This is a genomic window from Corynebacterium coyleae (genome assembly GCF_030408635.1).
Taxonomy (GTDB): domain Bacteria; phylum Actinomycetota; class Actinomycetes; order Mycobacteriales; family Mycobacteriaceae; genus Corynebacterium; species Corynebacterium coyleae.
The window spans coordinates 95,406-121,518 of sequence record NZ_CP047198.1 but is presented as its reverse complement, the minus strand read 5'-3'; the positions used below and the strand labels follow the sequence as shown (position 1 = coordinate 121,518).

Below are 26,113 nucleotides of genomic sequence, written 5' to 3'. Positions count from 1 at the left end.
GCTTCATATTCACCCGAGCGGGGGCTATTCCCAGATAGCTATTCCGCATTTATTACGCATGTGTAAAACTTTACGAACGTTTTGCGATACATCTCGCGGAAACACCCAGGAATCGGCGTTATCGCCCAGACCCAAGGAGCCCCCATGGCAAAAACTGTACGTTCCCGACGCGTATCCATCGCGGCGGGCGCGCTCTCCCTGGCGCTGGTGGCGCCATTCGTATCCCCCGTCAGCATCACCCCGGTGGCGGCAGCTGTCGACGCCAGCGCGTTCGACACCACCTACACCACCACCAACTTCTGGGATGTCGACGAAGCAGTCGTAGAAGGGCTTGTGCTTGAGCCCGGCGACAAGGTCGAAGCAACGGCACTCCTTCTCGCCCGCAATAAATGGCGCTTCCGCACCAGCGGCTGCAACCTGATTCTCATCCGTCCAGAGGCTGCGATCTCCTTCGGGACAGGTAACCAGAACATTGCGGTCAAGGTAACCAAGGCCGACGGGTCCTCCTTCGACACCACGCTGAAGGTCAACGTCGTGGATAAGAAGGCCGAGGGAAACACGTTCACCGAGCCTGCCGACGCCTGCCCAGCGCCGGAGGAGCCAACGCCTGAGGAGCCGACCTCCGAGGCCCCAACGTCCGAGGAACCGACGCCCGAGGCCCCAACCTCGGAGGAGCCCGCTCCGACCACGACCGCTCCTGCGGAAGAGCCAACGTCTGAGCCGGCTCCGACGACGGCTACCCCGCCGGCGGAGGAGTCGTCGACAAGCAATGCCCCGAAGACAACCGCAAACGCCTTCAACGGTCGCTTCAACACCGCCAACTTCTGGAACAAGAAGGAAGCAGTGGTCGAAGGCCTGAAACTGCAGCCGGGTGACACCGTCGCACCGACGACGAACACGATCTTCAACTGGAACTTCCGTAACGACAACGGCACCCTCACCGTGATTCGCCCGCAGTCCGCGACTGCTTTTGGTACCGGCAACAAGGACATCGCCGTGAAGGTGACCCCCGCCGAGGGCGAGGCGTTCACGACCACGCTGCGTCTGAACGTTATCGACGAGCGCCCCGTCGGCGATTGGGAAAAGGAACTGGAGAAGACCTACCCGGTCGACTTTGAGAAGTCCACCTCCGCCAAGACGCTGGATGCGCTCAAGCTGCCGAAGGGCGTGACCCTGAGCAAGGGTGGCGTGAGCCTGCCGACCGGCTGGAGCGTCACCACCGACGCCGACGGCGTCCGCATCACCCCGCCGGCCACCTTCACGGAAGGCGACATTGAACTGCCTGTCTCCGTCGAGCAGGTCCACGCCGACGGCACGAAGGACACGTTCAAGGCAACGCTGAAGATTGCTGCGAAGAACCCGTCCAAAACCCCGGCTGAAGTAGCAGGTACCGCAGCAGACATTCTCGGCCCGCTGCTGGGAAGCATCATCGGCGGCGCGACCGGCGGCACCGGCCTGGGCAGCCTCATTGGCAACCTGATCGGTGGCGGCAAGGGCGAAGGCTCCGAAGGCGGCAGCGGCGGCGGCCTTGGTGGTGTCATCGGCAACGCTCTCGGCGGCCTGCTCGGTGGCGGTAAGGACGGCAAGAGCCCGCTGGAGGGCATCGTCAAGGTTGAGGTGCAGCCGAGCGGCATCATCGTCACCGGCAACGCCAACCCGACCGTGGAGATCCGTGACAACGGCTCCAACAATGGTTCCGGCAACTCGGTCGTCGTGACGAACAATGCGAACCCGACGGTGGACATTCGCGACAACGGCTCCAACAACTCCGTGGTTGTTACCGATAATGCGAACCCGCGCGACAACTTCAACAACAACGGCAACCCGTCCGTTGTCATTACGGATAACCTGAACCCGGTTATCACGGGCAACATGAACGACAACGGGTCCAACAACGGCTCGAACAACTCCGTTGTGGTCACCAACAACGCCAACCCGGTCATCACCAACAACGCCAACAACAACGGCTCGAACAACTCGGCCATTGTGACGGGCAACGCGAACCCTGTTGTCACCGGCAACGCGAACAACAACGGTTCTGGTAACTCGGTCGTCGTCACGGACAATGCAAACCCGCGCGACAACCTGAACAACAACGGTTCCAACAACTCGGTCGTGGCGACCAACAACGCCAACCCGACCGTTGTCATCACCGGCAACGCGAACGACAACGGCTCGAACAACTCCGTTGTGGTCACGAACAACGCCAACCCGGACATCCGCGACAACGCCAACGGTGGTCTGTTCGGCAGCTCGGGTGGCTCCTCGAAGAAGGGTGGCAACGGCGACCAGCAGGGCGGCGACAAGCTCGTCGGCGCCAAGGTCAACGCCACCGGTGGGTCCTCCGACCCGCGCTGCATCGCTTCCCTCGTCGGCCTTGGCGTGCCGCTGGTCCTGATGCTGCCGCTCGCGCTGGCTAACCAGGCGGGCCTCCCGGGCCTGGGTCAGGCAAACGGCCAGGCTGGCGACATCTTCACCGCGGCCGCCCGCAACGCTGGCCTCGATCCTGCCCAGGCGATGGCAATCGGCGGCGGTATCGTCGGCCTGGTTTCCGCGCTGCTGATCGCTACCGCGGTACGCACCTGTGTCCCGGACGTGCAGAGCGTTGACATCAACGTCAACGGCTCGTCCCGCAAGGATAAGGAGGAGGCGCCGACTACGGTTGCGCCGGTCGTCGAGACGCAGTAGCCCCTCAATGCGAAAACCCCCGCTGAGCGGGGGTTTTTCTTGTGCGCCCGGAGGGATTCGAACCCCCAACCTTCTGATCCGTAGTCAGATGCTCTATCCGTTGAGCTACGGGCGCAATGGCGGAGATGACAGGATTTGAACCTGCGGCCCCCGTCAAGGGGGCAACTCCTTAGCAGGGAGCCCCATTCGGCCACTCTGGCACATCTCCAGCGCTGCGTACACATTACCTGTATCCGGGCGAGCAGCCAAATATCACCGAAATCCGTCCGTATACTCGGCCGCATGAAAATCCACACGTGGCTCAATTCCGGACTGGCAGCACGCGACAATTCCGGCGACACCGCGGATTACCTCCTCTGGTTCCCCGCGGCACTGGACACGCTCGGCACTGGTCCGCTCACCGGCTCGCTGCATTTCACGCCGAAAACATCGGTGCTGCGCGACGCGCCCGAAGGCACTGTGCTGCTCGGCATCCCAGCGGGCGATCTTCAGGGCATTCTGCCTATCGACGACACCACCACCCCCGTACACCTCACCAACCCCCTCCCCCTCGAGCAGATCCAGGTCGTCGCCGGCCAGAACCGCCCGGACACCAAGCGCGCCATCGAAATCCTGCGTGACGTTCCCGGCGAGCGCCAGTTCCACACCATGCCGGAACTCTTCCCATAAGAAGTAATTGGCGGAGACGAGGGGATTTGAACCCCTGGAGGGATAAACCTCGCCGGTTTTCAAGACCGGTGCATTCGGCCGCTCTGCCACGTCTCCTCGTCGCAAAGCAAGTGCGACGCACATACTCTACAACACGTCGCGCGTCGCTCAATCTCGGTAGCCTAGCCGCATGAAAGCGATCACACTTATCGACGACACCAACCCTCGCTCCCTCGAACTCACCGAGGTAGACACCCCGCAACTGCAGGATGGGGAGGTGTTGGTCAGGGTCACGGCGGCGGGCGTGAACCGTGGCGACATCGTGCAGGCCGAAGGTAAGTATCCGCCGCCGAAGGGTGAGTCGGAGATTATTGGCCTGGAGTGCGCCGGCGTGATCGAGGACCCGGGCACCACCGGGCACGAAAAGGGCGAAGAGGTCGGCTGCCTGCTGGCGGGCGGCGGGTACGCCGAATACGTCGCGGTGCCGGAGGGCCAGCTCACGCCGAAGCCCGCGAACCTCACGTTGGAGGAAACCGCCGGCGTGGTGGAGGCGGCCTGCACGGTGTGGTCGAACCTGGGCATGCTCGCCGGCATCCAGGAAGGCGACAACGTGCTGATCCACGGCGGCGCGGGCGGCATCGGCTCGTTCGCCATCCAGTTGTGCAAGGCGCTGGGCTGCACCGTCGCCGTCACGGCGGGCAGCCAGGAGAAGCTCGACTACTGCAAGGGCCTCGGCGCGGACGTCCTTATTAACTACAAGGAGCAGGACTTCGACGAGGAACTCAAGGCCTGGGCGGACGTGATCCTCGACGTGGTTGGCGGGCCGTACCTGGAGCAGAACATCAAGACGCTCAACACCGACGGTCGCCTCGTGGTCATTGCGGTGCAGGGCGGGCCGAAGGGCACCCTGTCGCTTGGCCGGATGATGCCGAGGCGCCTGTCGGTCCACGCCACCACGCTGCGCGCCCGGCCGCGTCCGATGAAGGCGGAGATTGTCGCCTCGACGGTGAAGAACGTCTGGCCGCTCATCGAATCGGGCCAGATCAAGCCCAACATCACCGCCACGTTCCCCCTCGCCGACGCCGCCAAGGCCCACGACCACATGGATTCCGGCGACAACACCGGAAAAATCCTTTTGATCGCGTAGGCTACGCCAGCGAGGCGACTGTGCGCACCAACTGCTCGATGTCGTTCTGGGTATTAAAGGGCGACATGGCGATGGTGACGGCGCCGCCCATGTCGGCGACGCCCATGTCGTCGAGAAGCTGTGTCTGCGTCGTCTGAGCAGCGACAATACCGTGCGTGACCAAGCGATCCAGCACGGTTTCCGACGGCACGCCTCGCACACCGAACGCCAGGCGCGGGATGCGCTCCACACGCGCGTCCTCCGCTGCCTCGCCCGTCACACCAACGATGTGCACCGCAGGCAGCGTGCCCAAAAACGTATGCAGATCATCCCGCAGCCCGTTCAGGTACGCGGTGGTCTCCCCCATCGAGTACTTCAAGCGATTGCGTCTCGACGACCTCCCCGCCGCCCCCTCAACCAACGACGCATAGTGCTCCACCACAGCCGGCACACCACCAGCAAGACCAGGCGACACCTCCAACTCGAGAGCCTCACGGTCCAAACGCTTAAACATCGCCGCGTCACGGAAAATCAGGGCCGCGATCTCCGGGCCGCCGAACTGGGCCATGTCCACCGCAGCGATATCGGCACCCCACGCATCCAAATCCAACGGACGGTACGGGGCGTACGCCGACGCATCCACAAGCACCCACGCCCGGGACTTCTCACGCACCGCCTCCACAATGTCCGCAACGCCCACAACGTTGCCCAACTCCGGATGCGCCGCCGGCACCGACACCAAACGCGTCGACCCGTCCGCAATGTCGCGGTACTGCCACGCAGGCAAATCGCCGGTGGCCAGATCGGCCTGCGCCCAGGTCGTCGATACGCCAGCGCGCTGCAAACGCCCCGACAACACCGGACGATCCACCGGATTCAGCACCATCGACGAGTTATGCCGCAACATCGGACGCATCGCCGACACCAACGCCGAATACAACGCCGGAACACTCGGCCCCAACACCACCTGCTCCGGCATCACCCCAGCCAGATCCGCAATAGCTACCCGCGCCGCCTTCGGATACTCCGCCCCCTCCGGCAAACCAACATCCGACCGGGAATGCGATCCCAACACCGGCTCCGGCGGCGGCACCGACGCAGCATTACGGAAACTCCGCGCAACCGCCCCCGCAACCTTCTCCGGCACCTGCGGCGACACATGCGCATTCAGATACGTCCAACCGCCACCCAACGACCCGTAAAGCCCACGGACCCCCCACACGTCATAAGCCACGGCCGACCTCCTTCACGCAAGAACGCCCTTAATTATGCACGCACGTCCGACACAGCGCACACCACCAGCTCGGGAGCACGAAACATGTGCACTAGGGTGAACTGCGTGCATAACGTAGAACAACTGCGCGATGACGTCGCCCGGATGACCAGCGCGCCTGGCGAAAACACCCCGCCATCAACATCCAAAACGTTCCGGCGGGCATTCGACGACCTCATCCGCGGCTGGGGCCAACACGAGCTCTGGCTCCAACTCGGCTGGCAGGACATCAAACAGCGCTACCGACGCTCCACGCTCGGCCCCCTGTGGATCACCATCGCCACCGGCGTGATGTCGCTCGCCCTCGGCCTGCTGTACTCCATGCTGTTCCAAATCGACGTCGCCGACTTCCTCCCACACGTCACCGTCGGCTTCATCGTCTGGGGCTTCATCTCCGGCTGCATCAAAGACGGCGCGAACGTCTTCATCGAAAACGAAGGCCTGATCAAACAGCTCCCTTCCGCCCTGTCGGTCCACATCTACCGGCTCGTGTGGCGCCAAACGCTGTTCCTCGCCCACAACATGGTCATTTGGGTGATCCTGGCGCTGATCTTCCGCATCCCCATCACCCTGAACACCCTCCTGTTCTTCCCGGGTATGGCCCTGCTGCTGGTCAACGGCGTGTGGGTCGCCATGTTCTTTGGCATGGTGGCCACCCGCTTCCGCGACGTCGCCCCGCTGCTCGAAGCCCTCGTCCAACTCCTCTTCTACGTCACCCCAATCGTGTGGACGACGAGGACGCTGAAGGACCAGGGTGGTGTCGTCGAGAAGCGTGCAATGCTCGCCGAAATCAACCCCCTGTTCCACTACCTCGAAATCGTCAGAGCACCGCTTATCGACGACCCCGTCGCCACCTACAACTGGCTCATCGTCATCGCCTGCACCATCGTCGGCGTACTCATCACCCTGCTGGCCATGAAACAGTGGCGCTTCCGCGTGCCGTACTGGGTCTAGGAGTTACACATGGTTTCCATCGACACCTACAACGCCTGCGTCGACTTCCCCATCTTCGACGCCAAATCCCGCTCCCTGAAAAAGGCCATGATGTCCTCGGCCGGCGGCAAAATCGGCCAGAACGCCTCCAACACCGTCGTCGTCGAAGCGCTCCGCGACATCAACCTGCATTTAAGGGAGGGCGACCGCGTCGGCCTCGTCGGCCACAACGGCGCAGGTAAAACCACCCTGCTGCGACTACTGTCCGGCATCTACGAACCAACCCGTGGCGTCGCCGACGTCCGCGGCCGCGTCGCCCCCGTCTTCGACCTCGGCGTCGGCATGGACCCCGAAATCTCCGGCTACGAAAACATCATCATCCGCGGCCTATTCCTCGGCCAGACCCGCAAACAGATGAAAGCCAAAATGGACGACATCGCCGAATTCTCCGAACTCGGCGACTACCTCTCCATGCCCCTGCGCACCTACTCCACCGGCATGCGCGTCCGCCTGGCGTTGGGCGTGGTCACCTCCATCGAACCCGAGATCCTGCTACTCGACGAAGGCATCGGCGCCGTCGACGCCGCCTTCATGTCCAAAGCCCGCGTGAGGTTGGCCGAAATGGTCGAGCGCTCCGGCATCCTCGTGTTCGCCTCCCACTCCAACGACTTCCTGGCGCAGCTCTGCAACACCGCGTTGTGGGTGGACAAGGGCGAAATTAGGGAGGCCGGCCTGGTTGCCGACGTCGTCCGCGCCTACGAAGGCCCCGAAGCCGGCGACCACGTCGCAGAACTGGTGCAGCGCTTCCACGGGTAGGTGTCAACCATCTCCCGAAGAAAGTTCCCCGCCCGGGAACTTTCTTCGATTTCGGCCCCCAAAAGTTTCACTTTCCCCAGGACGCCGGGCGACACACCCCATAAAAGTTCCACGAATCCCATTATCGCTGGGAACTTTTTTGCATCAGGGACTCGACGAGGCCCAGGCATTCAAACATCGTCCTGGACGAGCACCTCGCGGGCGTCCATCCCGCCAAGGTCATCTTGAGGTTGATGGAGGAGTCTTTGTTGCGCTGCTTATAGTCCGAGTGGTGTTCGCCGTCGTACATAACGGCAATCTTCAGATCAGGAATGGCCAGGTCAAACGTGGTCACTGTCCTGCCGTCGACGACCAGCGGCACCTGCTCCTGCACAACGTGGCCATACCGGGCCGCGAGCACCGCAACGAGAAGGCGCATCTCGGTCTCCTTGGGGGAATCGGCAAGAGAGCTGCTGAGCCGCAAGACCTTCCCCAACCAACTGGCGTTGATTTTGTGGCAGGCAGCGGCCTTAATGTCGGCGGGTGTGATGTCCCAGAAGCGGCGGACACAGTCGACGAGTTGCACCGCTCGGACTTCCTCGGCAGACAGGCCCTCTACATCGACGACATTCCAACAGTGCTCCCCGCGTTTGACCTGGATCAACGCCTGGACAACTGCCGCCACTGGGCTAGCCGTCCGAAGGCCAACGCCACGGTGGGTGACTTTCCAAATGGGGAAGGTTGCTCGGGAGTGGCGTCGGATCGTCGGTAAGCAAGGCCCTGCGAGTTGGTTGCGTCCCGAGGAGGCGAGCAGCGTGGTGTCGGCTCCTTCGACCAGGTAGGGCAAGCCATAGAGGGCGAGTGCCGAGAAGCCGGAGACGATGCTGCCGGGGCGTTCGACGGCGTGGGCGATGGCACGGGCGGCGGCGCAGCCGTGGTAGCGCACGCCGCGTGGGTGGTGACGGGCGTCGTTGTCCACCCGCCATTCTTCACGGCAGTGTTCGGTGGCGAGGTAGCGGTCGGCGCTGACTTGGTGGTAGGTGAGGTCGGGTGTGCGTTGTTTGTCGTGGATGAGGATTGCTTCGATGTCGACACTCATGCCGTTTCGTAGGTTCGTCATGGTTATTAGACGCAAGAGCGACGGTTTGGGATCCCTCGGGCACAATAAATGTATGACTGCCTTGAATCGCAACGGTACGACTGCTGCCGTGATTGTGACCCATAAGCGCGTTGACCTGCTGCGACACTCGTTGGAGCAGGTGGTGTCGCAGACGCATCCGGTGGATTGGGTCATTGTGGTGGATAACGGTGATGAGGATGCGGTGCGTGTGCTTGTCGGCGAGCTCGCCAACGACAAGGGCGTCTACCTACCAAGCAAGACCAATCTGGGCGGGGCGGGTGGCTTCGCCTACGGATTCTTGCACGCGCTGGCGTTGGGGGCGGATGCGATTTGGTGCGCGGATGATGATGGTCGCCCGAAAGACCACACCGTCCTCGAAGAGCTCTACCGAACCGCAGAGAAGCATCAGTTGTCGGAGGTGTCGCCGGTGGTGGCGAACATTAACGACCCGGAGAAGCTGGCGTTTCCGCTGCGGCAGGGCACGACGTGGCACCGGCGTGTGGATGAGTTGCAGGGCGATTTTCTGCCGCAGTACGCGAGTTTGTTTAATGGCGCGTTGATTTCGGCGAAGGCGATGGAGCGCATCGGCGTGCCGGATTACCGTTTGTTTATCAGGGGCGATGAGGTGGAGTATCACCGTCGTCTGGCGCAGTCGGGCCTGAAGTATGGCACGGCGTTGACGGCGTTTTATCTGCACCCGGATGGGTCGGACGAGTTCCATCCAATTATGGGTGGGCGGGCGCATGCGCAGTTCCCTGACAATGAGACGAAGCGGTATTTCACATACCGCAACCGTGGCTACATCATCAATCAGCGCGGTATGAAGAAGATGCAGTTGCAGGAGGTTGTCCGGTTCGGGTGGTTCTTCCTGGTGGAGAAGAAGGATCCGAAGGGCTTCGTCGATTGGCTGAAGTTGCTTAGGCGGGGGGCGCGAGAGGACTTTCGTCGCCCTTAGCGTCCTTAAAGATCCAGTAGCGCTGGAGGAGGAAGTTGGTAGTCGTCGCTACGCCTTGTGCGATGACGAAGGACACGGCGTTCTTCCACGAATCTTGCAGGCCTAGCGACGACAACGGCTCGTCCGTCACCCTCCACAGCAGCATCTGCACCGCAAAGGTGGTGGCGTAGAGGATGAATACGGCGCTGGCTTTTTTGGCGTCGATTTTGGCGTTGAAGGCGAACTTGGAGTTCAGCACGTAGGCGGAGATGGTGCCGAAGACCCAGCCCACGGCCTTGGCAAGGTCGCGCTGGACGTCGAGGGCTTGGTCGAGGGTGTTGGTGATGCCGAAGTCGATGACAGCGCAGCCGATACCGATGACCAAAAACGGGATGAGCTGCTGTTTTAGGGAAGCGTTCGAGGACACGGGCGTTTACCCTACTAGGCTCATGTGCCATGAGGAAGCATTACAAAGGTGATGACCCGGACGCGATCCACGAGGCAGCACAGCGTGTGGAGGTCCCCCTGTCCGACTTCATGGTGCGCCTGATGGCCGAGGAGCTGCCGTTTGTGGACTCCAAAGGCCGCACACGTATCTATGAGATTCTTCGCGAACACGACGGACCTGTGATTTCGAGCCAAGAAGAACTGCCCGCGGAGATTCGTAGCATTATGGATCTCTAGTCCGGCGGTAGGGTTGTGGGCATGGAACTGACAACCCAATCCCTCTACGGATGGGGCCGTACCGCCCCATCTACCGCCCAGGTCCTGTCCACCCCTGACGTGGACACGATTGCGGAGGCAGTCAAGCGGGTCGCGGATGAGAACGCGGACCTGCCCGAGCACAAGCGCCGCGGCGTCATCGCCCGTGGTCTGGGTCGCTCCTATGGTGATCCCGCCCAGAATGGTGGCGGTTTGGTCGTCGATATGACGCCGCTGAACCGGATCCACTCCATCGACCCGGATTCCGGCATTGTCGACGTCGACGCGGGCGTGAGCCTTGACCAACTCATGAAGGCCGCCCTGCCGTATGGCCTGTGGGTCCCGGTGCTGCCGGGTACCCGCCAGGTCACCATTGGTGGCGCGATCGGCCCGGATATTCACGGTAAGAACCACCACTCTGCGGGCTCGTTTGGCAACCACGTGTTGTCCATGGAGCTGCTGGTGGCGGACGGCCGCGTGCTGCACTTGGAGCCGACCGGCGAGACCGCTGAGCTGTTCTGGGCCACTGTTGGCGGCATGGGCCTGACCGGCATCATCCTGCGCGCCCGGATCCAGATGACCAAGACGGAGACCGCCTACTTCATCGCGGACACCGACCGCACCAACACGCTCGACGAGACGATCGCGGTGCACTCCGACGGCTCTGAGGTGAACTACACCTACTCGTCGGCCTGGTTCGACGCGATCTCCGCACCGCCGAAGACGGGCCGCTCCACCATCTCCCGCGGCTCGCTGGCCACCTTGGATCAGTTGAAGGAGTTCGCCCCGAAGCTGGCTAAGGACCCGTTGAAGTTCAACGCCCCGCAGTTGATGACGGTGCCGGACATTTTCCCGTCCTGGACCATGAACAAGCTCTCCCTGATGGCGATCGGCGAGGCGTACTACATGATGGGCTCCCCCGCCCGGAACCAGGTGCTGAACCTGACGCAGTTTTACCAGCCGCTGGACCTCATCGGGAAGTGGAACCGCGGCTACGGCAAGGCTGGCTTCCTGCAGTACCAGTTCGTCGTCCCGACCGACGCTGTGGAGCCGTTCAAGGACATCATTTACGACATCCAGTCCTCCGGCCACTACACCGCCCTGAACGTGTTCAAGCTGTTCGGCGAAGGCAACCAGGCACCGCTGTCCTACCCGATGAAGGGCTGGAACGTGTGCGTGGACTTCCCAATCCGTCCGGGCCTCAACGAGTTCCTCGACCGCCTGGATGACCAGGTCATGCAGTTCGGCGGCCGCCTCTACCTGGCTAAGGAATCCCGCACCAGCGCGGAGAAGTTCCACAAGATGTATCCGGAACTGCCAGGCTGGTTGAAGACCCGCCGCGACATCGACCCGACCGGCGTGTTCGCATCCGACATGTCCCGCCGTCTTGAGCTCAACTAAGGAGTACCCATGCTGAACGCAGTAGGCCAAGCCCAACACATCCTCCTCCTCGGCGGCACGAGTGAGATCGGGCTCGCGATTGTCAGCGAGCTCGTCTCCCGCGGCGGCAACCCCACCGTCACCCTGTGTGCGCGCAAGGACTCCCCGCGTATCGACGACGCCATCGCCGAAGTCCAGCGCGCCGGCGCCGGCCATGTACGCCTGGTCGATTTCGACGCCCTGGATTTCGCCTCCCACCCTGCGGTGATCGAGGCAGCCTTTGAGGACGGCGAGGTCGACGTCGCCGTCGTCGCCTTCGGCACGCTCGGCGACCAGGAGCAGCTCTGGCAGGACCAGGCTGCCGCCGTCGCTTCGGCGCAGACCAACTTCACCGCCCCGATGTCGGTCGGTGTGCTGTTGGGCCAGGAGATGAAGCGTCAGGGCCGCGGCAACATCATCGCCCTGTCGTCGGTGGCGGGCCAGCGCGTGCGCCGTTCCAACTTTGTCTACGGCGCATCCAAGGCCGGCATCGACGGCTTCTACCTGCAGCTCGGTGAAGCTTTGAAGGACAGCGGCGTGAAGGTCACCGTGGTCCGTCCGGGCCAGGTGCGCACCAAGATGACCGATGGTCTCGACGAGGCCCCGCTGACCGTAAACAAGGAGGACGTCGCCGAGGCTGCCGTGGAGGCCGCCCTGGCCGGCAAGCCATCGGTGTTCGTGCACAAGCTCTTCGGCCCGATCTCCCTGGTCCTGAAGGCGATTCCGGCGCCGATCATGAGCAAGCTCAACTTCTAGCGCCAAAATAGTTCCCAGCCGGGGAACTTTCTTCAACAACGACCTGCAAAAGATTCACTTCCTGCAGGTCGTTTTCGTCTTGGTGGAAGATAGTTCACACCCCGGGAACTATTTTCTAGTCGTTAGCCCTGCCCATCCCCATCAGCACCTGCTCGCGGAGCCGACCGGTCCCCACCACCGCCAGGACACAACCAACCAGCGCAACCGCAACAAGCGCAGCGAACAGCGCCACCTTGTCCAGCACGTTGACGTAAACCACGACCATGATGGTGCCCATCAGGCCACCCATGCCGAATCCCAGCAGGGCCACCACCAGCATGGGAACCCCAACCTCGCGCACGGCAACCTTGGTGTGGAACGCGGCCGGCGCGCCAATGAAGTAGAGCGATTTGGTCAGTTGCTTCTGCTCCACCACGGAAAGTGCCTGGGTGAGCAGCGTGGACGACACCAACAGGACCGCCGCGAAGACAGCGGTGATGACCACGCCGGAGGGGATGTCCCCTGTGATCATCTTCAGGGCGGGCTGGTCGTCGATCTCCGGCACCGCGGAGATCCAGGCGCCGACGCCGCCGATGAACGCCACGAAGTACAGGGCGGTGACGCGCTTCCAGGTGGTTTTCGCTCCCCTGCCGACCCGGCGCGTGGCCACGTAGTTCGCGGCCCCGGGGACTCGGTAGCTCAGGCGTGCGAGGAGTTGGATCAAACCGACGGCGATCAGTGCGTTGACGGTGAGAATGCCGCCTGCGACCACCAACAAGGCGCCGAACTCCAACGCGTCTGCCTGCGGAGCGATGGTGAGCGAGCTTAGGTAGCGGTACAGCACCACCGCACCAACCACTGACAACACCAGCGTGATCATGTTTTGTCCCTTCGGCGGGATTTTCTTGGTGACGCCGAGTGGGGTGACGGCGACTCGTCGCAAAGCAAGCCACACGGAGCAGGCGGCCAGCACGAGCACGACGATCCAAGCGATGGGGATGACCCACCAGGTGAGCATCTCCCAGGCGCCGACGCGCTTTTCCTGGAACGTCAGCAGCGACCACGCCGGGCACGTAACTATGTACAGCACCGACCCGAGCACCAACCCAACCAGGGCCTGGCGCAGCGACTCCAGGATCATCATTCCGCGCACCTCGCCGGCGGTCGCGCCGATGAGGCGAAGCACCGCCAGGTGCTCCTCGCGCCCGCCGAGGTTCGCCCGCGCGGCTTGGGTGAGCAGCCCCAACAGGCTTGGCACGAGGAGCACGCACGCGAACAGCGCGAGGAAGATATACGCGATGGAAATCGGCCCGCCCATCGACTCTGCGATTTCCACCAGCGCCTCGTGCGGGTGCAGGTCGCGGGCGAGGAACATCCAGGTGCCGCCCATGAGCGTGCACAGCATCCAGGTCGCTACGGTTACCGCCACCAGCGACAACGCACGGACCCAGCGTTCGCCGATCTGCCGTTGCGAGCGCCCTTCGCTTGTCTGCGACACCGCCGAGCGCATCAACGTCACCGCACTCATCGTGTCACCTCCGAGTGGATCAGGCCGTCGCGGATTTCGACGCGGCGGCTGCACCAGTCGGCGATCTTCGGATCATGCGTGACCAGCACGAGTGTCACACCGAACTTCTGCGCGATTGCCACGATCTGCTGCATAACCTCATGCCCGGTGGCTTGGTCCAACGCCGCCGTCGGCTCGTCGGCAAACACGACCGACGGCGGCCCGGCCAACGCGCGCGCGATGGCCACGCGCTGCACCTGGCCGCCGGAGAGCTGCCCCGGGTACCGATCTACAAAGGCGCCCAAGCCCAACCGGGTGAGCATGTCGATGGCTTCAGCGTGTGCCTCGGCCCGCGACACCCCGCGCATGATCTGCGGCAGGGCGACGTTTTCGGTGGCGGTCAGCTCCGGCAGCAGTTGGCCGTCTTGGAAGATGAAGCCAAAGTTTTCCAGGCGCAGGCGAGACCTTTCGGCGTCGCTCATTGCGGCCACATCGCGGCCGTCGAAAAGCACCTGGCCGTCGTCGGGCACGAGCACGCCGGACATGCAGTGCAGCAGGGTCGACTTGCCGGAGCCTGAGGGACCCATGATCGCGACGGATTCGCCTCCGCCAACCGTCAGGCTGATGCCTTCGAGAACCCGTTGTTGGGTGAAGGACTTCGTGATGTCGTTGAGTTCAAGCATGGTGTCTATTCCACAGGTGGTCGTCGATAAGCGCTATGGCCCTGGGTCCCGAATATGGGTAGTGCTAGCTCTACCTGGCTACGCTCGGGGCCATGCGGCGACATAAACACGAGGAGCGAGCTGCCACCAAAATCCACCAACTGACGGTTTCGCGGCGCAGGATCGCGGAGGCGTATGAGGTGGAGCGGCTGCGCATCGAGCGCGATCTGCACGACGGCGCGCAGCAATATTTTGTGGCCGCCGCGATGAAGTTGGGCGAGGCAAGGTTGGACATTGCATCGCAGCTTCTCGACGACGCCGCCCGCGACCTCCACAACGGCCTCGACGCACTCAGAAGAACCGTACGTGGCATCCACCCGCGGGAACTGTCGGACCACGGGCTGGTTGCCGCGATCGAGACCGCAGCCGCACAACACGGCCCGCATGTCACGGTCCGAGCCCCGCACGAGCTGCCGCGTATCGACGCCTCCGTCACCGCCGCCGCCTACTTCTTCACCACCGAAGCCTTAACCAACGCCGCGAAGCATGCACCCAAGGAAAACGTGAGCGTGCTCGTGACCTGCGACCACACGTTGAATGTTTCCGTCACCGACCAGGGCGGCGGCAACGCGCGCATCACGCCCGGCGGCGGACTGGAGGGCATGCGAGAACGCATCGCCGCGTTCGGCGGTGAGATGGAGCTGCACTCGCCGGACGGTGGCCCGACCACTGTCACCGCACGTATTCCGTTGCTGTTGTTCCGAGGAGAAAGTGGGATTGCGCCATGAGGATCGTCATCGCGGACGACTCCGCGCTGCTGCGGGAGGGTGTTGCAGGGTTGCTCACCCGGCGCGGCCACGAGGTTGTGGCGCAGGTGGAGAGTGCGGATGAGTTGCTGGGGGTCGTCGATAAGCATGGGCCCGACTTGGTGATCACGGACGTGCGCATGCCGCCGAACATGCGTGACGACGGCCTCCAAGCCGCCCTGGAACTGCGCAAACGCGGCCCAGTGAATGTGCTGGTGCTGTCGCAATACGTCGCGCCTGCTTATGCCCGTGAGTTGTTTGCGGACGGCGACGGCGGCACCGGCTACCTGCTCAAGGACCGCGTCGCTGAGGTGAAGGACTTCATCCAGGCCTGCGAAACCGTGGCAGGCGGCGGCGTGGTCATCGACCCGGACGTGGCGGGCGCACTCATGGCGGCGAGCTCACGCTGGTTAACCACGCTCACCCCTCGCGAGGTGGAGGTGCTCGAACTTATGGCAGAAGGCCTGTCCAACAGTGAGATCGCGGGCAAGCTCTACCTCTCCGGCGCGGCGGTGGCGAAGCACGTGTCCAGCATTTTCTCCAAACTGGGGCTCACCCCAGACGAGGACAACCGGCGCGTGCGCGCCATTCTTATGTACCTGGCGGAACGTGGCGTGGGGTGAGTGTCGGCAGCGTATGCGACACTATTACGCATGACTACCGCTTATCATCCCGACGAGCTGTCACCGGGGCAGGCAGCCGTCCGTACCGTCGCGGCGGGACTCGCAGGCGGCATTCTCGCGCTCGCTGCGTGGTTTGTGCTGCACCGGATCTCGCTGCCGGCGTTCAATACCTCCATGGTGACCAGGTCGTTGGCCACCGGTGTGTCGTTCGTCCTGTTAGGCATTGCTGCTGTGTTGGCGGTGCTGTGGACGCGCGGGAAGAAGCACTGGATCATTTCGGCGGTGATGGCGTTGGTGCCGGCGGGGTTGGTCGTCGCAACGCTTGGCATTCCGCTGTCTGCCACCAAGCTGTATCTCGACGGCATCCAGGTTGACCAGGGGTTTAGGACGCAGTTCCTGTCCCGCATGACTGAAAACCTGGGCCACGCGGACATGGCCTACAAGGACCTGCCCACCTTCTACCCGATGGGTTGGTTCTGGGTCGGCGGGCGTGTGGCCAACGTGCTGGGCATGGACGGTTGGGAGGTGTACCAGCCGTACGCGATTGCCACCCTGGCGGCGGGTGCGGCGATGCTGACGCCGATCTGGCGCAGGCTCGTCGGTTCCCTGCCGGTTGCTACCGCGATTGCCGTGGTGACCACCGCGATCGTGCTGACGGAAGTCCCAGAGGAGCCTTACGCGGCAATCGTGGCGATGTTCCTCCCGGCCGCGGCGGTGTGGGCCCACAGGGCGCTGAGTGGCTCGTGGGCAGCCACCGCCGCGTTGACGATCTACCTGGGCATTTCCGCGTCGTTCTACACCCTGTTCACCGCCATTGGCGCGCTGACCGTTGTAGTGATCGCGGTGGTGATGTTCTTCACCGGCGAGCGCACCCTGACCCCGCTGAAGCACCTGCTCATCGTCGGGTTCGCCTCCATGGCCATCGCTGCGATCTCGTGGGGTCCGTACATCTGGCGTGTAGTCACCGGTGACGAGGCGCTGAAATCTACCGCGAACCACTTCCTGCCCATCGAGGGCACCTACTTTGCCCTGCCGTTCCTGTCGTTGTCCCTGGTAGGCCTGCTGTGCCTGTTCGGCCTCATTGGACTTATCGTGCGGTTCCGCGACCCGGAGATCGCCTCCCTGGGCGCGGCGATTGGCGTGAGCTACGTGTGGGCGCTCGCCTCCATGGCGATCACGCTGCTGGGTACCTCCCTGCTGGGCTTCCGCCTCGAGGTGCTGGTTGTGTTGCTGTTTGCCACCCTCGGCGTGATTGCGGTAGCGAACTTCCGCCTGACCTGGCTGGAGCAGCAGGTGAAGAATAAGACCGCCCTGAACGTGGTGGCGATCGTCCTGGTGGCCGTGGCGTCGCTGCAGATGGTGCAGCACATTGCGGTGAAGAACGAGGCGTACATCGACCAGGCCTACGCCGATACCGACGGCTACGGCGAGCGCGCGGACCGCTTCCCGCCGGATGCGGGCCGGTTCTACAACGAGATCGCCGACTACATCGAAGAGCACGGCCACATGAAGAACGACGCGGTGATCTACACCGACGAGATCAACTTCATGGCCTTCCAGCCATTCTTCGGATTCAACGCGTTTACCAGCCACTACGCCAACCCGCTCGGCGAGTTCGAGCAGCGCAACGGTGAGCTGGAGTCGTGGTCGCAGATTTCTTACGACGACCCGAAGAAGTTCACGGAGGCTATCGACAACAGTCAGTGGGAGCCGCCGACTGCCTTCATTTTCCGCGGCAGTGAGGATTCTGACTTTAAGACCCACATCGCCCACGACATTTACCCAAGCCAGCCAAACGTGCGCTACCAGGGGTTGTTCTTCAACCCGAAGGCGTTTGACAAGGCGAATTGGGACGTGAAGTTCATCGGACCGTTTGCTGTCGCGGTGAGGAAGTAAGGTGACCGGAGTGAAAACTGGATCTACTCGTCTTATTGCGACCGTTTCTGGTCTCATCGCGTTTGTGCTTCTGCTGCTCACCCCGTTTTTGCCGGTGAAGCAGACGGAGGCGAGCGTGTCGTGGCCGCAGAACGACACGGTTGGTTCGATCAACGCGCCGCTGATTTCGTTGGCTCCGCAGGACCTTGAGGTCACGGTGCCGGCCAGCAGCGTCGGCGAACTGCGTGAGGGCCAGAGTCTGATCTTCGGTACGTTGCCGGAGTCGTCGAATAAGGCGAGCGACCGCGGCCTGTTCATCACCGCTCCCGACGGCGGTTTGGTGGTGACTTCCCTCAACGACGTACTTTTCGAGCTCACCCCAGCCGAAGTCCGCAACCTCCCCGACGATGCGAAGCTGCATGTCAGCGTGACGCACGAGGAGACCACGGTTGAGATCCCGGGCACGTCCCACTCGGAGACCAGCGAGGATGATTACCGCCCGCAGGTCACGGGCATGTACACGGAGCTCGAGAATAAGCACACGCTTATCGACGACGGCCTTGCCGCCCACATGAACATCAACTCCCGCTTCACGTCCTCCCCGACGCTGATCAAGAGCATTGCGATGTGGGGCGGCCTGCTGAGCGCCCTGGTCAGTTTGTGGGCGTTGCGGAAGTTGGATGGTCCGGCGCGCTATCGTCGTCGCCAAGCAAAGGGCTTGAAGCCTCTCGACGGCGTCGTAGCCGGTGTCCTTGGCTTTTGGCACATCTTCGGCGCGAACACCTCCGATGATGGCTTCCTGCTGACCATGGCGCGCGTGGCCGCGAACACGGACTACATGGCCAACTACTACCGCTGGTACGGCGTGCCGGAGGCCCCGTTCGGCTCCCCGTTCTACGACGTGTTGTCGTTGCTGTCGGAGGTCACCACCGCGTCGATGTGGATGCGCCTTCCGGCCCTGTTTGCAGCGCTTGGCACGTGGTGGTTGCTGTCGCGCGAGATCCTGCCAAAGTTGGGCCCGGAGGTCGCCGAGCGCAGAGTCGCCCACTGGACGGCGGCGTTTGTGTTCCTGGCGTTCTGGTTGCCGTACAACAACGGCACCCGCCCGGAGCCGATCATCGCCGTTGGCCTGATGGCTACCTGGGCGCTGTTCGAGCGCGCGATTGCCACGAACCGTCTCACCCCGGCAGCCTGGGGCACCGTGACCGCCGCGTTTACCCTGGCGTGCGGCCCGACCGGCCTCGCAGCGGTTGGCGTGTTCCTGATTTCGCTGCCTGCGGTGCTGCGCATGATCGGTTCGCGCCCGCAGCCCCGAATTTCTTACGTCGCGCCGTTTATGGGCGCGGGCCTGGCGGTGATGGTGCCGGTGTTCCACGACCAAACTCTGGCCACCGTGCTCGAGGCGACGGAGGTGCGCTCCGAGGTCGGCCCTGCCCTGAGCTGGTTTGAGGAGTGGACCCGCTACGCAACGCTTCTAGAGCAGACCGTCGACGGCTCCATGTCGCGCCGCTTCCCCATGTTCGTGCTGCTGCTGTGCACCGGCCTGATCCTGTGGGCGCTGGCGAAGGGCGACAAGACCACCGGCACGACCAAGCGCATGATGCTGATCCTTGGCATGGCGACGTTCTTCCTGCTGTTCACCCCGACGAAGTGGACGCACCACTTCGGCATCTACGCGGGTCTCGGCGGTGCGATCGCGGCTGTGGGTGCGGTGGTGCTCTCCCGGATTGCGATGAAGTCGGACCGCAACCGCACGTTCGCTATGGCTGCGGTGCTGTTCCTCATGGCGTTTACCCTGGCGGGTTGGAACGCGTGGTGGTACGTGTCCTCGTTCGCGGTGCCGTGGTGGGACCGCACTGTGCAGTTCAAGGCCATCGAGGCCAACACCGTGGTGCTGGCGATTGCCCTGGTGGTGTTCGCAATTGGTGTGGTGCAGTCGATGCGCGGCCCGCGCGCGATCAGCACCCGTTGGTCGGGCGTGATGGCTGCGCCGATCGCCGTGTTTGCGATCCTCATGGTGACGTTCTCGTGCCTGACGTTTGTGAAGTCGTTCGTCTCCCAAGCCCCGGCGTATTCGGTGGGTATGGGCAACGTGAAGTCGTTCAAGGGCGACGTGTGTGCCCTCGGCGGCGACGTGCTTCTGGAGGACGACACGAACGAGTCCTTCCTCACCCCCGTCGGCGGCGTTCCACTGGGCAAGTCCCTGGATGCGGGCAAGAACATCGGCTTCACTCCGGACGGCGTGCCGGCGTTCATCGCTTCGGAGACGGCCGATACTTCGGACCGCACGCTGAGCGACACACAGTCTGACGACGACACCGCCGACGTCGATCCCGCTTCCGACGAAGCCCAGTCCACCTCCCGCGTGAACACCCAGGGCAACCGCCCGAAGTCGATGCGCGGCGTGAACGGCTCGACCGTGCGCCTGCCGTTCGGCCTGGACTACAACCGCATCCCGGTTGCCGGCACCTTCGATGACGAGCCGAAGCAGTCCGCGTCGCTGGAGACCACGTGGTACGAGTTGCCGCAGCTTAGCGACGACCGCCCCCTCCTGGTCACCTCCGTCGCCGGCCGCATCGCCCACCACGACATCAATGGCGTGGAGCAGGAAGGCACCGAGCTGAAGCTGGAGTACGGCACCAACAAGGACGGTGTGGTGCGCAAGCTCGGCGAGGTAGAGATGCTGGACCAGGGCCCAACCCCGCTGTGGCGTAACCTGCGCTTCCCGCTGGCGGACCTGCCGGAGGAGGCGAACGTGGTGCGTCTCGTCGGCGAGGACACCTCCCTTGCGGAGAAGGACTGGCTGGCGGTCACGCCACTGCGCAACCCGAAGCTGATCCCACTGTCTGAGCGTTTCGATTCCGACACCCCGGGCCTGCTCGACTGGACCGTCGCGTTCCAATACCCCTGCCAGCGCCCGTTCTTCCACGCCAACGGTGTCACCGAGATTCCGGAGTTCCGCGTCATGCCGGACGGACCGGGCAAGCAGCAGCTCTCTGGCTTCATGGACTTCCTCGGCGGCGGCGCGCTCGCCCCTGCGGAAGCCGTGAACACCTCGTACGAGATCCCGGGCTACCTCAAGGACGATTGGCAGCGCGACTGGGGTTCGGTGGCGCAGTACGAGCCGCGCCGCAACTCTGTCGGCGACGTTCCCGAGTTGGCACACGTGGACACCGAGGTGACCACACGTTCCGGCCTGTACACCCCCGGACCGATGAAGGTGCGAAACCCTGACGAGCAGGGTTAGGATGCACATGTCATGAAACTCAGAAATGTTCTCGCAGCCTGCGTCGCTGCCCTCAGCGCCATCGCCACCGCAACCACCACTGCGGAAGCACAGCCCTTCAAGCAGCAGGGGTGCTCCGCGCATTACCTGGTTGCGGTGCCGGGCGGAGCGAACACGGCTGAGGGGATCCCCGACTACGTGCCGCACGGTGGCAACGTGTTCATGACGGGCATCCTGACCAAGCTCGGCACCGCCGGCGAGATCGATCCAGTCTGGGTTTCGTACCGCTCCACCCCGTTCGCGGCTACCCCGTACAAGCAGGCGTCCGCCACTGGCTACAACAAGGCGCGTGCAACTGTCACCCGCCTAGCCAATGCGTGCCCGGACGCCCGCTTCTCCTTCACCGGTTACTCCCTCGGCGCCGACATCGCCGCCCGCTTGACCAGCGATATTGCGCACGGTCGCGGCCCGATCGCGCCGGAGAAGGTCTCGGGTGTGGCACTGTTTGCCAACCCGTACCAGGGCGACAACGGTGCGGTGCTGTCCCACGGCACCTCCCCGCACGCACGCGGTTCCCTCGGCCCGCTCCCGGAGGGCTACGGCGAGCTCGGCCCCCGCGTGCTGGAGATCTGCAATGCCGGTGACCTGGTGTGCAACATGAACGAGGCGCACCGTGGTCTTGTCTCCCCGGCGATGCGTACCAACGTGGCTGCGGGGCAGATCCCGTTCGGGGAGTTCAACAACCTGTTCCGTTCCCTCGGGTTGGGCGCGTTTGCTGTCTTCCACGACATTGGTTTGCACGGCAGCTACACCCTCGGCCAGCAGCGGGAGGCATCCAACTGGATTATTGAGCAATCTTTGGCCCCGATCCAGGTGCCAATTCCGTAGCATGGTGGCATGCATGACCTCTTTGAAGTAGTAAACGGCGAGTGGGTCGCCAACCACGAAATCCCCGCTGACCGCGGCATTGACGGCGCGTTTTACGCCCTGCGCGATAAGGCGGAGGAAGATGTCCACGCCATTCTTGCGGACGGCAACGCCCTCTACACCTCCTTTATGGACGTGGATGCGGTCAACGCTGCAGGCATCGACGCCCTCAACGCCGACTTGGAGTTGATTGAGGTGGCGAGCGTTGAGGAGTTCGTCGAAAAGCTAGGGCTCTTGGAGCGCACAGGCATTGGCGCACCGCTAACCTACTGGGTGGAGAAGGATTCCCAGGGCGAGGATTCCGTCCCGTACCTCGTGCAATCGGGGCTTGGGCTTCCCGACGAGGCCTACTACCACGAGAAACAACACGCACAGACGCTCGCTGACTATGAGAAGCACGTCGCGCGCATGCTCGAGTTCCTCGCCCCGAAGTACCTGCTGGGGCTGAGCCCGGAGATCGCCGCACAGCGCATTATCAACGTGGAGAAGGCGCTGGCAGACTCCCACTGGGATGTGGTGAAGTCGCGCGACGCGATCGCCACCTACAACCCGGCCGAACTCTCCGACATGCCGCCGCTGGTGCAGAAGATGCTTCGCGCCTCCGGCCTCCCCGACGGCCGCGTCATCGACATGATGCCCTCCTACACCGCGGATCTGGATGCAATGCTGCGCCGCGAAACGCTCGCCGACTGGCAGCTGTGGGCTGCGTGGAACATCCTGCGTTCCCGCGCCGGCGTGCTCAGCGAGGAGATCGGAAAAGCAAACTTCGAGTTCTACGGCAAGAAGCTTTCCGGCGCGACCCAGCAGCGCGACCGCTGGAAGCGCGGCGTGGCCCTCGCAGAATCTCTCATCGGCGAGGACATCGGACGCGAATACGTCAAGCGCCACTTCCCGCCGCAGTCCAAGGAGCAGATGCTGGAATTGGTGCAGTACCTTATCGACGCCTACCGCACCCGCATCGCCGACCTCACCTGGATGAGCGAGGAAACCAAAAAGAAGGCCGCGGAGAAGCTTTCCCAGTTCAACTCCAAGATCGGCTACCCCGACAAGTGGCGCAGCTACGAAGGCCTGGAGTTCACGGACAACCTCGTCGAGAACGTGCGCCGCGGTGCCGCGTTTGAGCACGACTACCAGCTGGGCAAGATCGGCAAGCCATCCGACCGCGACGAGTGGGTGTCCAGCCCGCAGACCGTCAACGCGTTCTACAACCCGGTAGTCAACGACATCACCTTCCCGGCCGCGATCCTGCAGCCGCCGTTCTTCGACCCCGATGCCGACGCCGCCCAGAACTTCGGCGCGATCGGCGCGGTGATCGGCCACGAGATCGGCCACGGTTTCGACGACCAGGGCTCGCGTTACGACGGCCAGGGCAACCTCAACTCCTGGTGGACCGAACAGGACCGCGCCAACTTCGAGAAACTCACCTCCAAACTGGTCGATCAGTTCAACGGTCTCGTCCCGTCCGTCTTGGAGGGCACCGACACCTCTGGAGTGAAGGGCGAGTTCACCCTCGGCGAGAACATCGGTGACCTTGGCGGACTCGGCATCGCCGTCGTGGCGTACAAGAAATACCTCGCCGACAAGGGCCTCGAAGAAACCCGCGAGGGCTTCCAGAACCTGTTCTACGCGTGGGCTCGCGTGTGGCGTTCCAAGGCCCGTCCGGAGATGGCGGCACAGCTGCTGGCCATTGACCCGCACGCCCCGAACGAGTTCCGCTGCAACGTCATCGCTGCGAATATCGACGAGTTCTACGACGCCTTCGACGTAGAGAAGGGCTCCAAGATGTGGATCGAGCCCGAGGACAGGGTGATGATTTGGTAAACGAGTACCCGCTCAACGAACAGGGCGACCCGAACTTCAACGTCGGGGGCGTTAAGCGCGACCTGCCGCCGGAACTGCAGTTGGAGCAGCTCACCTCCTACATCGAGGCGACCTACGAGGACGGCCCGAACTACCTGGCACTCCTTCCAGACAGGATCACACACGCCGCCATGCTCATGCTTGGCAGTGCGGTGGATCATGCGATGCCGGCGACGAAGTGGTCGGGTGAGGTGGTCGTCGAGAAGCATGAGCTCGGTGTTGTATTCACACCGAGCAACCCGACCGGCGCGTGGGCCGTCTCCGTGTGGGACGGGCCCGACAATGCCAAAGAGATGCTGTGGCGCCCCGACGTGGCCGCCGCCGCTGAACTCTCCGGCACGACGATCCTCGACGTCGACCGCGCAGAAGACGCCCAACGCGCCGTCGACCAACTGCCCGGCCCCGTCACCGCCTGGGTGCTTGGGGATACCCCAGCCCCCACCGCCGACGACTACGTCTTCACCTTCCCCACCACCAACCGAGAGGGATTCGTGCAGGTCCCGGCAGGTTCAGGGCTCGAAGGCACCGAGTACTACGCCAAGGGGTTCATTTCCACACCGGCAGAAATCCGCCGTCGAGTGCAGGATGTCGCGGAGCATCTCCGTCGTTGACCTGGTTGATACCCACGTTGGTATCCACCGTGTTTTCATAGGCGGTGCCGTACGTCAGTGCGGCCACCGCCCACGTTTCCTTGCCGATCTCACCCCAGGACACCGAGCCCGTCGCACTCTCTCGGTCGTCTGACCAACCCATCTTCGAGCCCTTCACACGCTTCAACCGGGCCGTGCCAAACCCCTGGATGAAACCGTCCGACGCCACCGCGGTCTGCTTCTCCATGCCCGCGAACAGCGGTTTCGCCGCCGGGTCCCACACAATCGACGCGATGAACGTGGCCAGATCCCGCGCCGAAGTTTGCGACTTCCCCCACGACACACCACGTGCCGTCTGCTTCAAGTCAAAGTCCTCGGCAATCTGATCGATCGCCTCCGGATACTTCGCATCCAACGTGCTGGCAATCCCGTCATCAGAGGAGGCAATCATCTCCTCCACCTGCTTCTTCTCAGCCTTCGTGCCGTTGTACAGCACGTAGTAGCCCAGATAGAGCTTCGCCAGCGACAGCGCCGGCCGGGCCTCCTCCGCCTTCGGCGAAATGGACACACGTCCGTCCGGATGCACCACCGCAAGCCCCGTCCGATCCCTGTTATACGACGGGTCCACGTGGTACGCACTCAGCGGAAAACTTAACGACGCCACCAGCAACGCCGCCCCTACACGTTTCACAGCACAGAGTCCGCTTCGCTGATCTCCTCAAACGTGGGTGTTTCAACCTCGACGATGAAGCACTGCGCCCCATTCGGGTCCGCAATGCCCGCCATCGGCCCAAACGCGCCCTGGCCAGGCCCGACGAGCACCGTGCCGCCGTGCGCCTCGACCGCCTTGCACGCCGCCTCGAGGTCTTCCACACCGAAGTAACTCACCCACGACGCCGCCTCGCCGACGTACATACCCAAGAACGGCGCACCGTCCTCGAACGCCAGGAAGTAACCGTCTTCCTCGCGGATCTCCCAGTCGAACAGGTCGCCGTAGAAATCGATGGTGGCCTGGTCCGTGGTCACCAACTCGTACCACACCGGCACCCCCGGCTCACCGGCCGCGACGAAGCGTTCCTCCGGATCCATCAGGCCAAACAGACCGCCGGACGGGTCCTCACACAGCGTCAACTCATCGTCGGCGCTCAGGACACGGCCACCGAGCTTTTCCACCTCGCCGCCGCCCATAAACGACGTCACCCAGCCATCAGCCTTACCCGACACCAGACCCGCCACCGGCAACCCATCCTTGCGAGCAGTGCCGTCGACAATCTCCCAGCCGAATACGTTGCTGTAGAAGTGCGTGGACTTCAGCACATTCGTGGTCATCAGGTCCTGCCAAAACGGCATGCCGTCCTTGCCTTCGAATGCAGGCATTACATGTTCCTCCACTTCTCCGGATCGAAATCGTCGTTGGCGGTGCGCTCATCGAAGTAATCGTCACCGTCCGAGTCCGCCATCACTGTTGCGGAGGCGTCGCCGATCGAGACGGTGTCTTCGTCGTAAAGCAAATGCCCCCGCGAGGTGACCACATCACCGTTGACCAGCACCTCTCCCCCAGCAATCGCTTCCTTCGCGTGACCACCGGATTCCACCAGGTTGGCCAGTTTCAAGAACTGCCCGAGCTTGATTGATTCGCCCGAAATCGACACGTCCATATGCAT

At 63.2% G+C, this 26,113-nt stretch carries 24 protein-coding genes and 3 tRNA genes; 16 read left to right on the top strand and 11 right to left on the bottom strand.

Translation table 11 applies throughout. The annotated features are described in order from the left end of the window. Positions 1–144: 144 nt before the first annotated feature. A complete protein-coding gene (locus tag CCOY_RS00540) occupies positions 145–2,688 on the top strand; it encodes a hypothetical protein (protein ID WP_092101169.1) in 2,544 nt (847 codons plus the stop codon). 42 nt (positions 2,689–2,730) lie between these two features. Here the strand turns inward: CCOY_RS00540 and CCOY_RS00535 are convergent. After that, positions 2,731–2,803: transfer RNA gene (locus tag CCOY_RS00535), tRNA-Arg, on the bottom strand. Positions 2,804–2,805: 2 nt separating this feature from the next. Further along, positions 2,806–2,896: transfer RNA gene (locus CCOY_RS00530), tRNA-Ser, on the bottom strand. A 74-nt stretch (positions 2,897–2,970) separates the two neighbouring features. On the opposite strand from CCOY_RS00530, the gene CCOY_RS00525 reads away from it, so the two are divergent. Next, positions 2,971–3,357, top strand: coding sequence for a hypothetical protein (locus CCOY_RS00525; RefSeq protein WP_070819991.1), 387 nt, complete (start codon positions 2,971–2,973; stop codon positions 3,355–3,357). 8 nt (positions 3,358–3,365) lie between these two features. On the opposite strand, the gene CCOY_RS00520 is transcribed toward CCOY_RS00525, so the two are convergent. Further along, positions 3,366–3,453 (bottom strand) — tRNA-Ser (locus CCOY_RS00520). Between the two features lie 73 nt (positions 3,454–3,526). Here CCOY_RS00520 and CCOY_RS00515 point away from each other — a divergent pair. Beyond that, entirely contained in the window at positions 3,527–4,483 is a 957-nt protein-coding gene (locus CCOY_RS00515; RefSeq protein ID WP_092101167.1) for an NAD(P)H-quinone oxidoreductase, read from the top strand. Position 4,484: 1 nt separating this feature from the next. Here CCOY_RS00515 and CCOY_RS00510 read toward each other — a convergent pair whose 3' ends face one another. Next, a complete protein-coding gene (locus CCOY_RS00510; RefSeq protein WP_092101165.1) occupies positions 4,485–5,696 on the bottom strand; it encodes an aminotransferase class V-fold PLP-dependent enzyme in 1,212 nt (403 codons plus the stop codon). Between the two features lie 84 nt (positions 5,697–5,780). On the opposite strand from CCOY_RS00510, the gene wzm reads away from it, so the two are divergent. Together wzm and wzt are read left to right on the top strand one after the other, a co-directional pair. Further along, positions 5,781–6,689 carry a galactan export ABC transporter permease subunit Wzm/RfbD gene (gene wzm / locus CCOY_RS00505; RefSeq protein WP_092101163.1) on the top strand — a complete coding sequence of 303 codons (909 nt, stop codon included), beginning with the start codon at positions 5,781–5,783 and terminating at the stop codon, positions 6,687–6,689. Between the two features lie 9 nt (positions 6,690–6,698). Beyond that, positions 6,699–7,484, top strand: a complete 786-nt coding sequence (gene wzt, locus CCOY_RS00500; protein ID WP_070422008.1) for a galactan export ABC transporter ATP-binding subunit Wzt/RfbE — start codon at positions 6,699–6,701, stop codon at positions 7,482–7,484. Between the two features lie 121 nt (positions 7,485–7,605). On the opposite strand, the gene CCOY_RS00495 is transcribed toward wzt, so the two are convergent. Further along, a complete protein-coding gene (locus CCOY_RS00495; protein ID WP_143028445.1) occupies positions 7,606–8,562 on the bottom strand; it encodes a putative endonuclease domain-containing protein in 957 nt (318 codons plus the stop codon). 73 nt (positions 8,563–8,635) lie between these two features. Here CCOY_RS00495 and glfT1 point away from each other — a divergent pair, with 73 nt between their 5' ends. Continuing rightward, complete coding sequence (gene glfT1, locus CCOY_RS00490; RefSeq protein ID WP_092101159.1) at positions 8,636–9,538, top strand: galactofuranosyltransferase GlfT1; 903 nt, start codon at positions 8,636–8,638, stop codon at positions 9,536–9,538. Here the strand turns inward: glfT1 and CCOY_RS00485 are convergent. Beyond that, positions 9,501–9,944: a GtrA family protein gene (locus CCOY_RS00485; protein WP_092101157.1), complete on the bottom strand. Its 444-nt coding sequence runs from the start codon at positions 9,942–9,944 to the stop codon at positions 9,501–9,503. The two genes, glfT1 and CCOY_RS00485, sit on opposite strands and share 38 nt — an antisense overlap. A 29-nt stretch (positions 9,945–9,973) precedes the next feature. On the opposite strand from CCOY_RS00485, the gene CCOY_RS00480 reads away from it, so the two are divergent. The 3 genes from CCOY_RS00480 to dprE2 are packed head-to-tail and all read left to right on the top strand — an operon-like array spanning position 9,974 to position 12,394. After that, positions 9,974–10,201: a hypothetical protein gene (locus CCOY_RS00480; RefSeq protein WP_070613890.1), complete on the top strand. Its 228-nt coding sequence runs from the start codon at positions 9,974–9,976 to the stop codon at positions 10,199–10,201. Between the two features lie 21 nt (positions 10,202–10,222). After that, positions 10,223–11,620 (top strand): decaprenylphosphoryl-beta-D-ribose oxidase, encoded by a 1,398-nt coding sequence (gene dprE1, locus CCOY_RS00475; RefSeq protein ID WP_070484962.1) that lies wholly within the window; start codon positions 10,223–10,225, stop codon positions 11,618–11,620. Positions 11,621–11,629: 9 nt separating this feature from the next. Then, positions 11,630–12,394 carry a decaprenylphospho-beta-D-erythro-pentofuranosid-2-ulose 2-reductase gene (gene dprE2, locus CCOY_RS00470; protein WP_092101155.1) on the top strand — a complete coding sequence of 255 codons (765 nt, stop codon included), beginning with the start codon at positions 11,630–11,632 and terminating at the stop codon, positions 12,392–12,394. Positions 12,395–12,509: 115 nt separating this feature from the next. Here the strand turns inward: dprE2 and CCOY_RS00465 are convergent, their stop codons facing one another. Together CCOY_RS00465 and CCOY_RS00460 are read right to left on the bottom strand one after the other, a co-directional pair. Further along, positions 12,510–13,901 carry an FtsX-like permease family protein gene (locus CCOY_RS00465; RefSeq protein WP_092101153.1) on the bottom strand — a complete coding sequence of 464 codons (1,392 nt, stop codon included), beginning with the start codon at positions 13,899–13,901 and terminating at the stop codon, positions 12,510–12,512. Then, entirely contained in the window at positions 13,898–14,563 is a 666-nt protein-coding gene (locus CCOY_RS00460) for an ABC transporter ATP-binding protein (protein ID WP_167594486.1), read from the bottom strand. Before CCOY_RS00460 ends, CCOY_RS00465 begins: the two co-directional genes overlap by 4 nt. 92 nt (positions 14,564–14,655) lie before the next feature. Between CCOY_RS00460 and CCOY_RS00455 the strand changes: the two genes are divergently transcribed. Genes CCOY_RS00455 through CCOY_RS00425 form a run of 7 tightly spaced genes read left to right on the top strand, consistent with a single transcriptional unit; the run spans position 14,656 to position 24,470 of the window. Next, a complete protein-coding gene (locus CCOY_RS00455) occupies positions 14,656–15,330 on the top strand; it encodes a sensor histidine kinase (protein WP_070829766.1) in 675 nt (224 codons plus the stop codon). After that, positions 15,327–15,971, top strand: a complete 645-nt coding sequence (locus tag CCOY_RS00450; protein WP_092101149.1) for a response regulator transcription factor — start codon at positions 15,327–15,329, stop codon at positions 15,969–15,971. Before CCOY_RS00455 ends, CCOY_RS00450 begins: the two co-directional genes overlap by 4 nt. 30 nt (positions 15,972–16,001) lie before the next feature. Further along, positions 16,002–17,867 carry a galactan 5-O-arabinofuranosyltransferase gene (locus CCOY_RS00445; RefSeq protein WP_092101147.1) on the top strand — a complete coding sequence of 622 codons (1,866 nt, stop codon included), beginning with the start codon at positions 16,002–16,004 and terminating at the stop codon, positions 17,865–17,867. A 10-nt stretch (positions 17,868–17,877) separates the two neighbouring features. After that, a complete protein-coding gene (locus CCOY_RS00440) occupies positions 17,878–21,093 on the top strand; it encodes an arabinosyltransferase domain-containing protein (RefSeq protein WP_244268659.1) in 3,216 nt (1,071 codons plus the stop codon). 12 nt (positions 21,094–21,105) lie between these two features. Continuing rightward, the gene (locus CCOY_RS00435; protein ID WP_092101144.1) at positions 21,106–21,960 is read left to right on the top strand and encodes a cutinase family protein; all 855 of its coding nucleotides are present in this window, start codon (positions 21,106–21,108) and stop codon (positions 21,958–21,960) included. A 9-nt stretch (positions 21,961–21,969) separates the two neighbouring features. Continuing rightward, positions 21,970–23,820 (top strand): M13 family metallopeptidase, encoded by a 1,851-nt coding sequence (locus tag CCOY_RS00430; RefSeq protein WP_092101142.1) that lies wholly within the window; start codon positions 21,970–21,972, stop codon positions 23,818–23,820. Then, on the top strand, positions 23,814–24,470 hold the full coding sequence (locus CCOY_RS00425; RefSeq protein WP_092101140.1) for a hypothetical protein: 657 nt from the start codon (positions 23,814–23,816) through the stop codon (positions 24,468–24,470). Before CCOY_RS00430 ends, CCOY_RS00425 begins: the two co-directional genes overlap by 7 nt. Here the strand turns inward: CCOY_RS00425 and CCOY_RS00420 are convergent. Genes CCOY_RS00420 through CCOY_RS00410 form a run of 3 tightly spaced genes read right to left on the bottom strand, consistent with a single transcriptional unit; the run spans position 24,406 to position 26,113 of the window. After that, positions 24,406–25,140, bottom strand: coding sequence for a hypothetical protein (locus CCOY_RS00420; protein WP_070484951.1), 735 nt, complete (start codon positions 25,138–25,140; stop codon positions 24,406–24,408). The two genes, CCOY_RS00425 and CCOY_RS00420, sit on opposite strands and share 65 nt — an antisense overlap. Then, complete coding sequence (locus CCOY_RS00415) at positions 25,137–25,826, bottom strand: VOC family protein (protein WP_092101136.1); 690 nt, start codon at positions 25,824–25,826, stop codon at positions 25,137–25,139. Before CCOY_RS00415 ends, CCOY_RS00420 begins: the two co-directional genes overlap by 4 nt. Then, positions 25,826–26,113 carry an RNA-binding S4 domain-containing protein gene (locus tag CCOY_RS00410; RefSeq protein WP_070451948.1) on the bottom strand — a complete coding sequence of 96 codons (288 nt, stop codon included), beginning with the start codon at positions 26,111–26,113 and terminating at the stop codon, positions 25,826–25,828. The genes CCOY_RS00415 and CCOY_RS00410 overlap by 1 nt, the downstream gene beginning before the upstream one ends.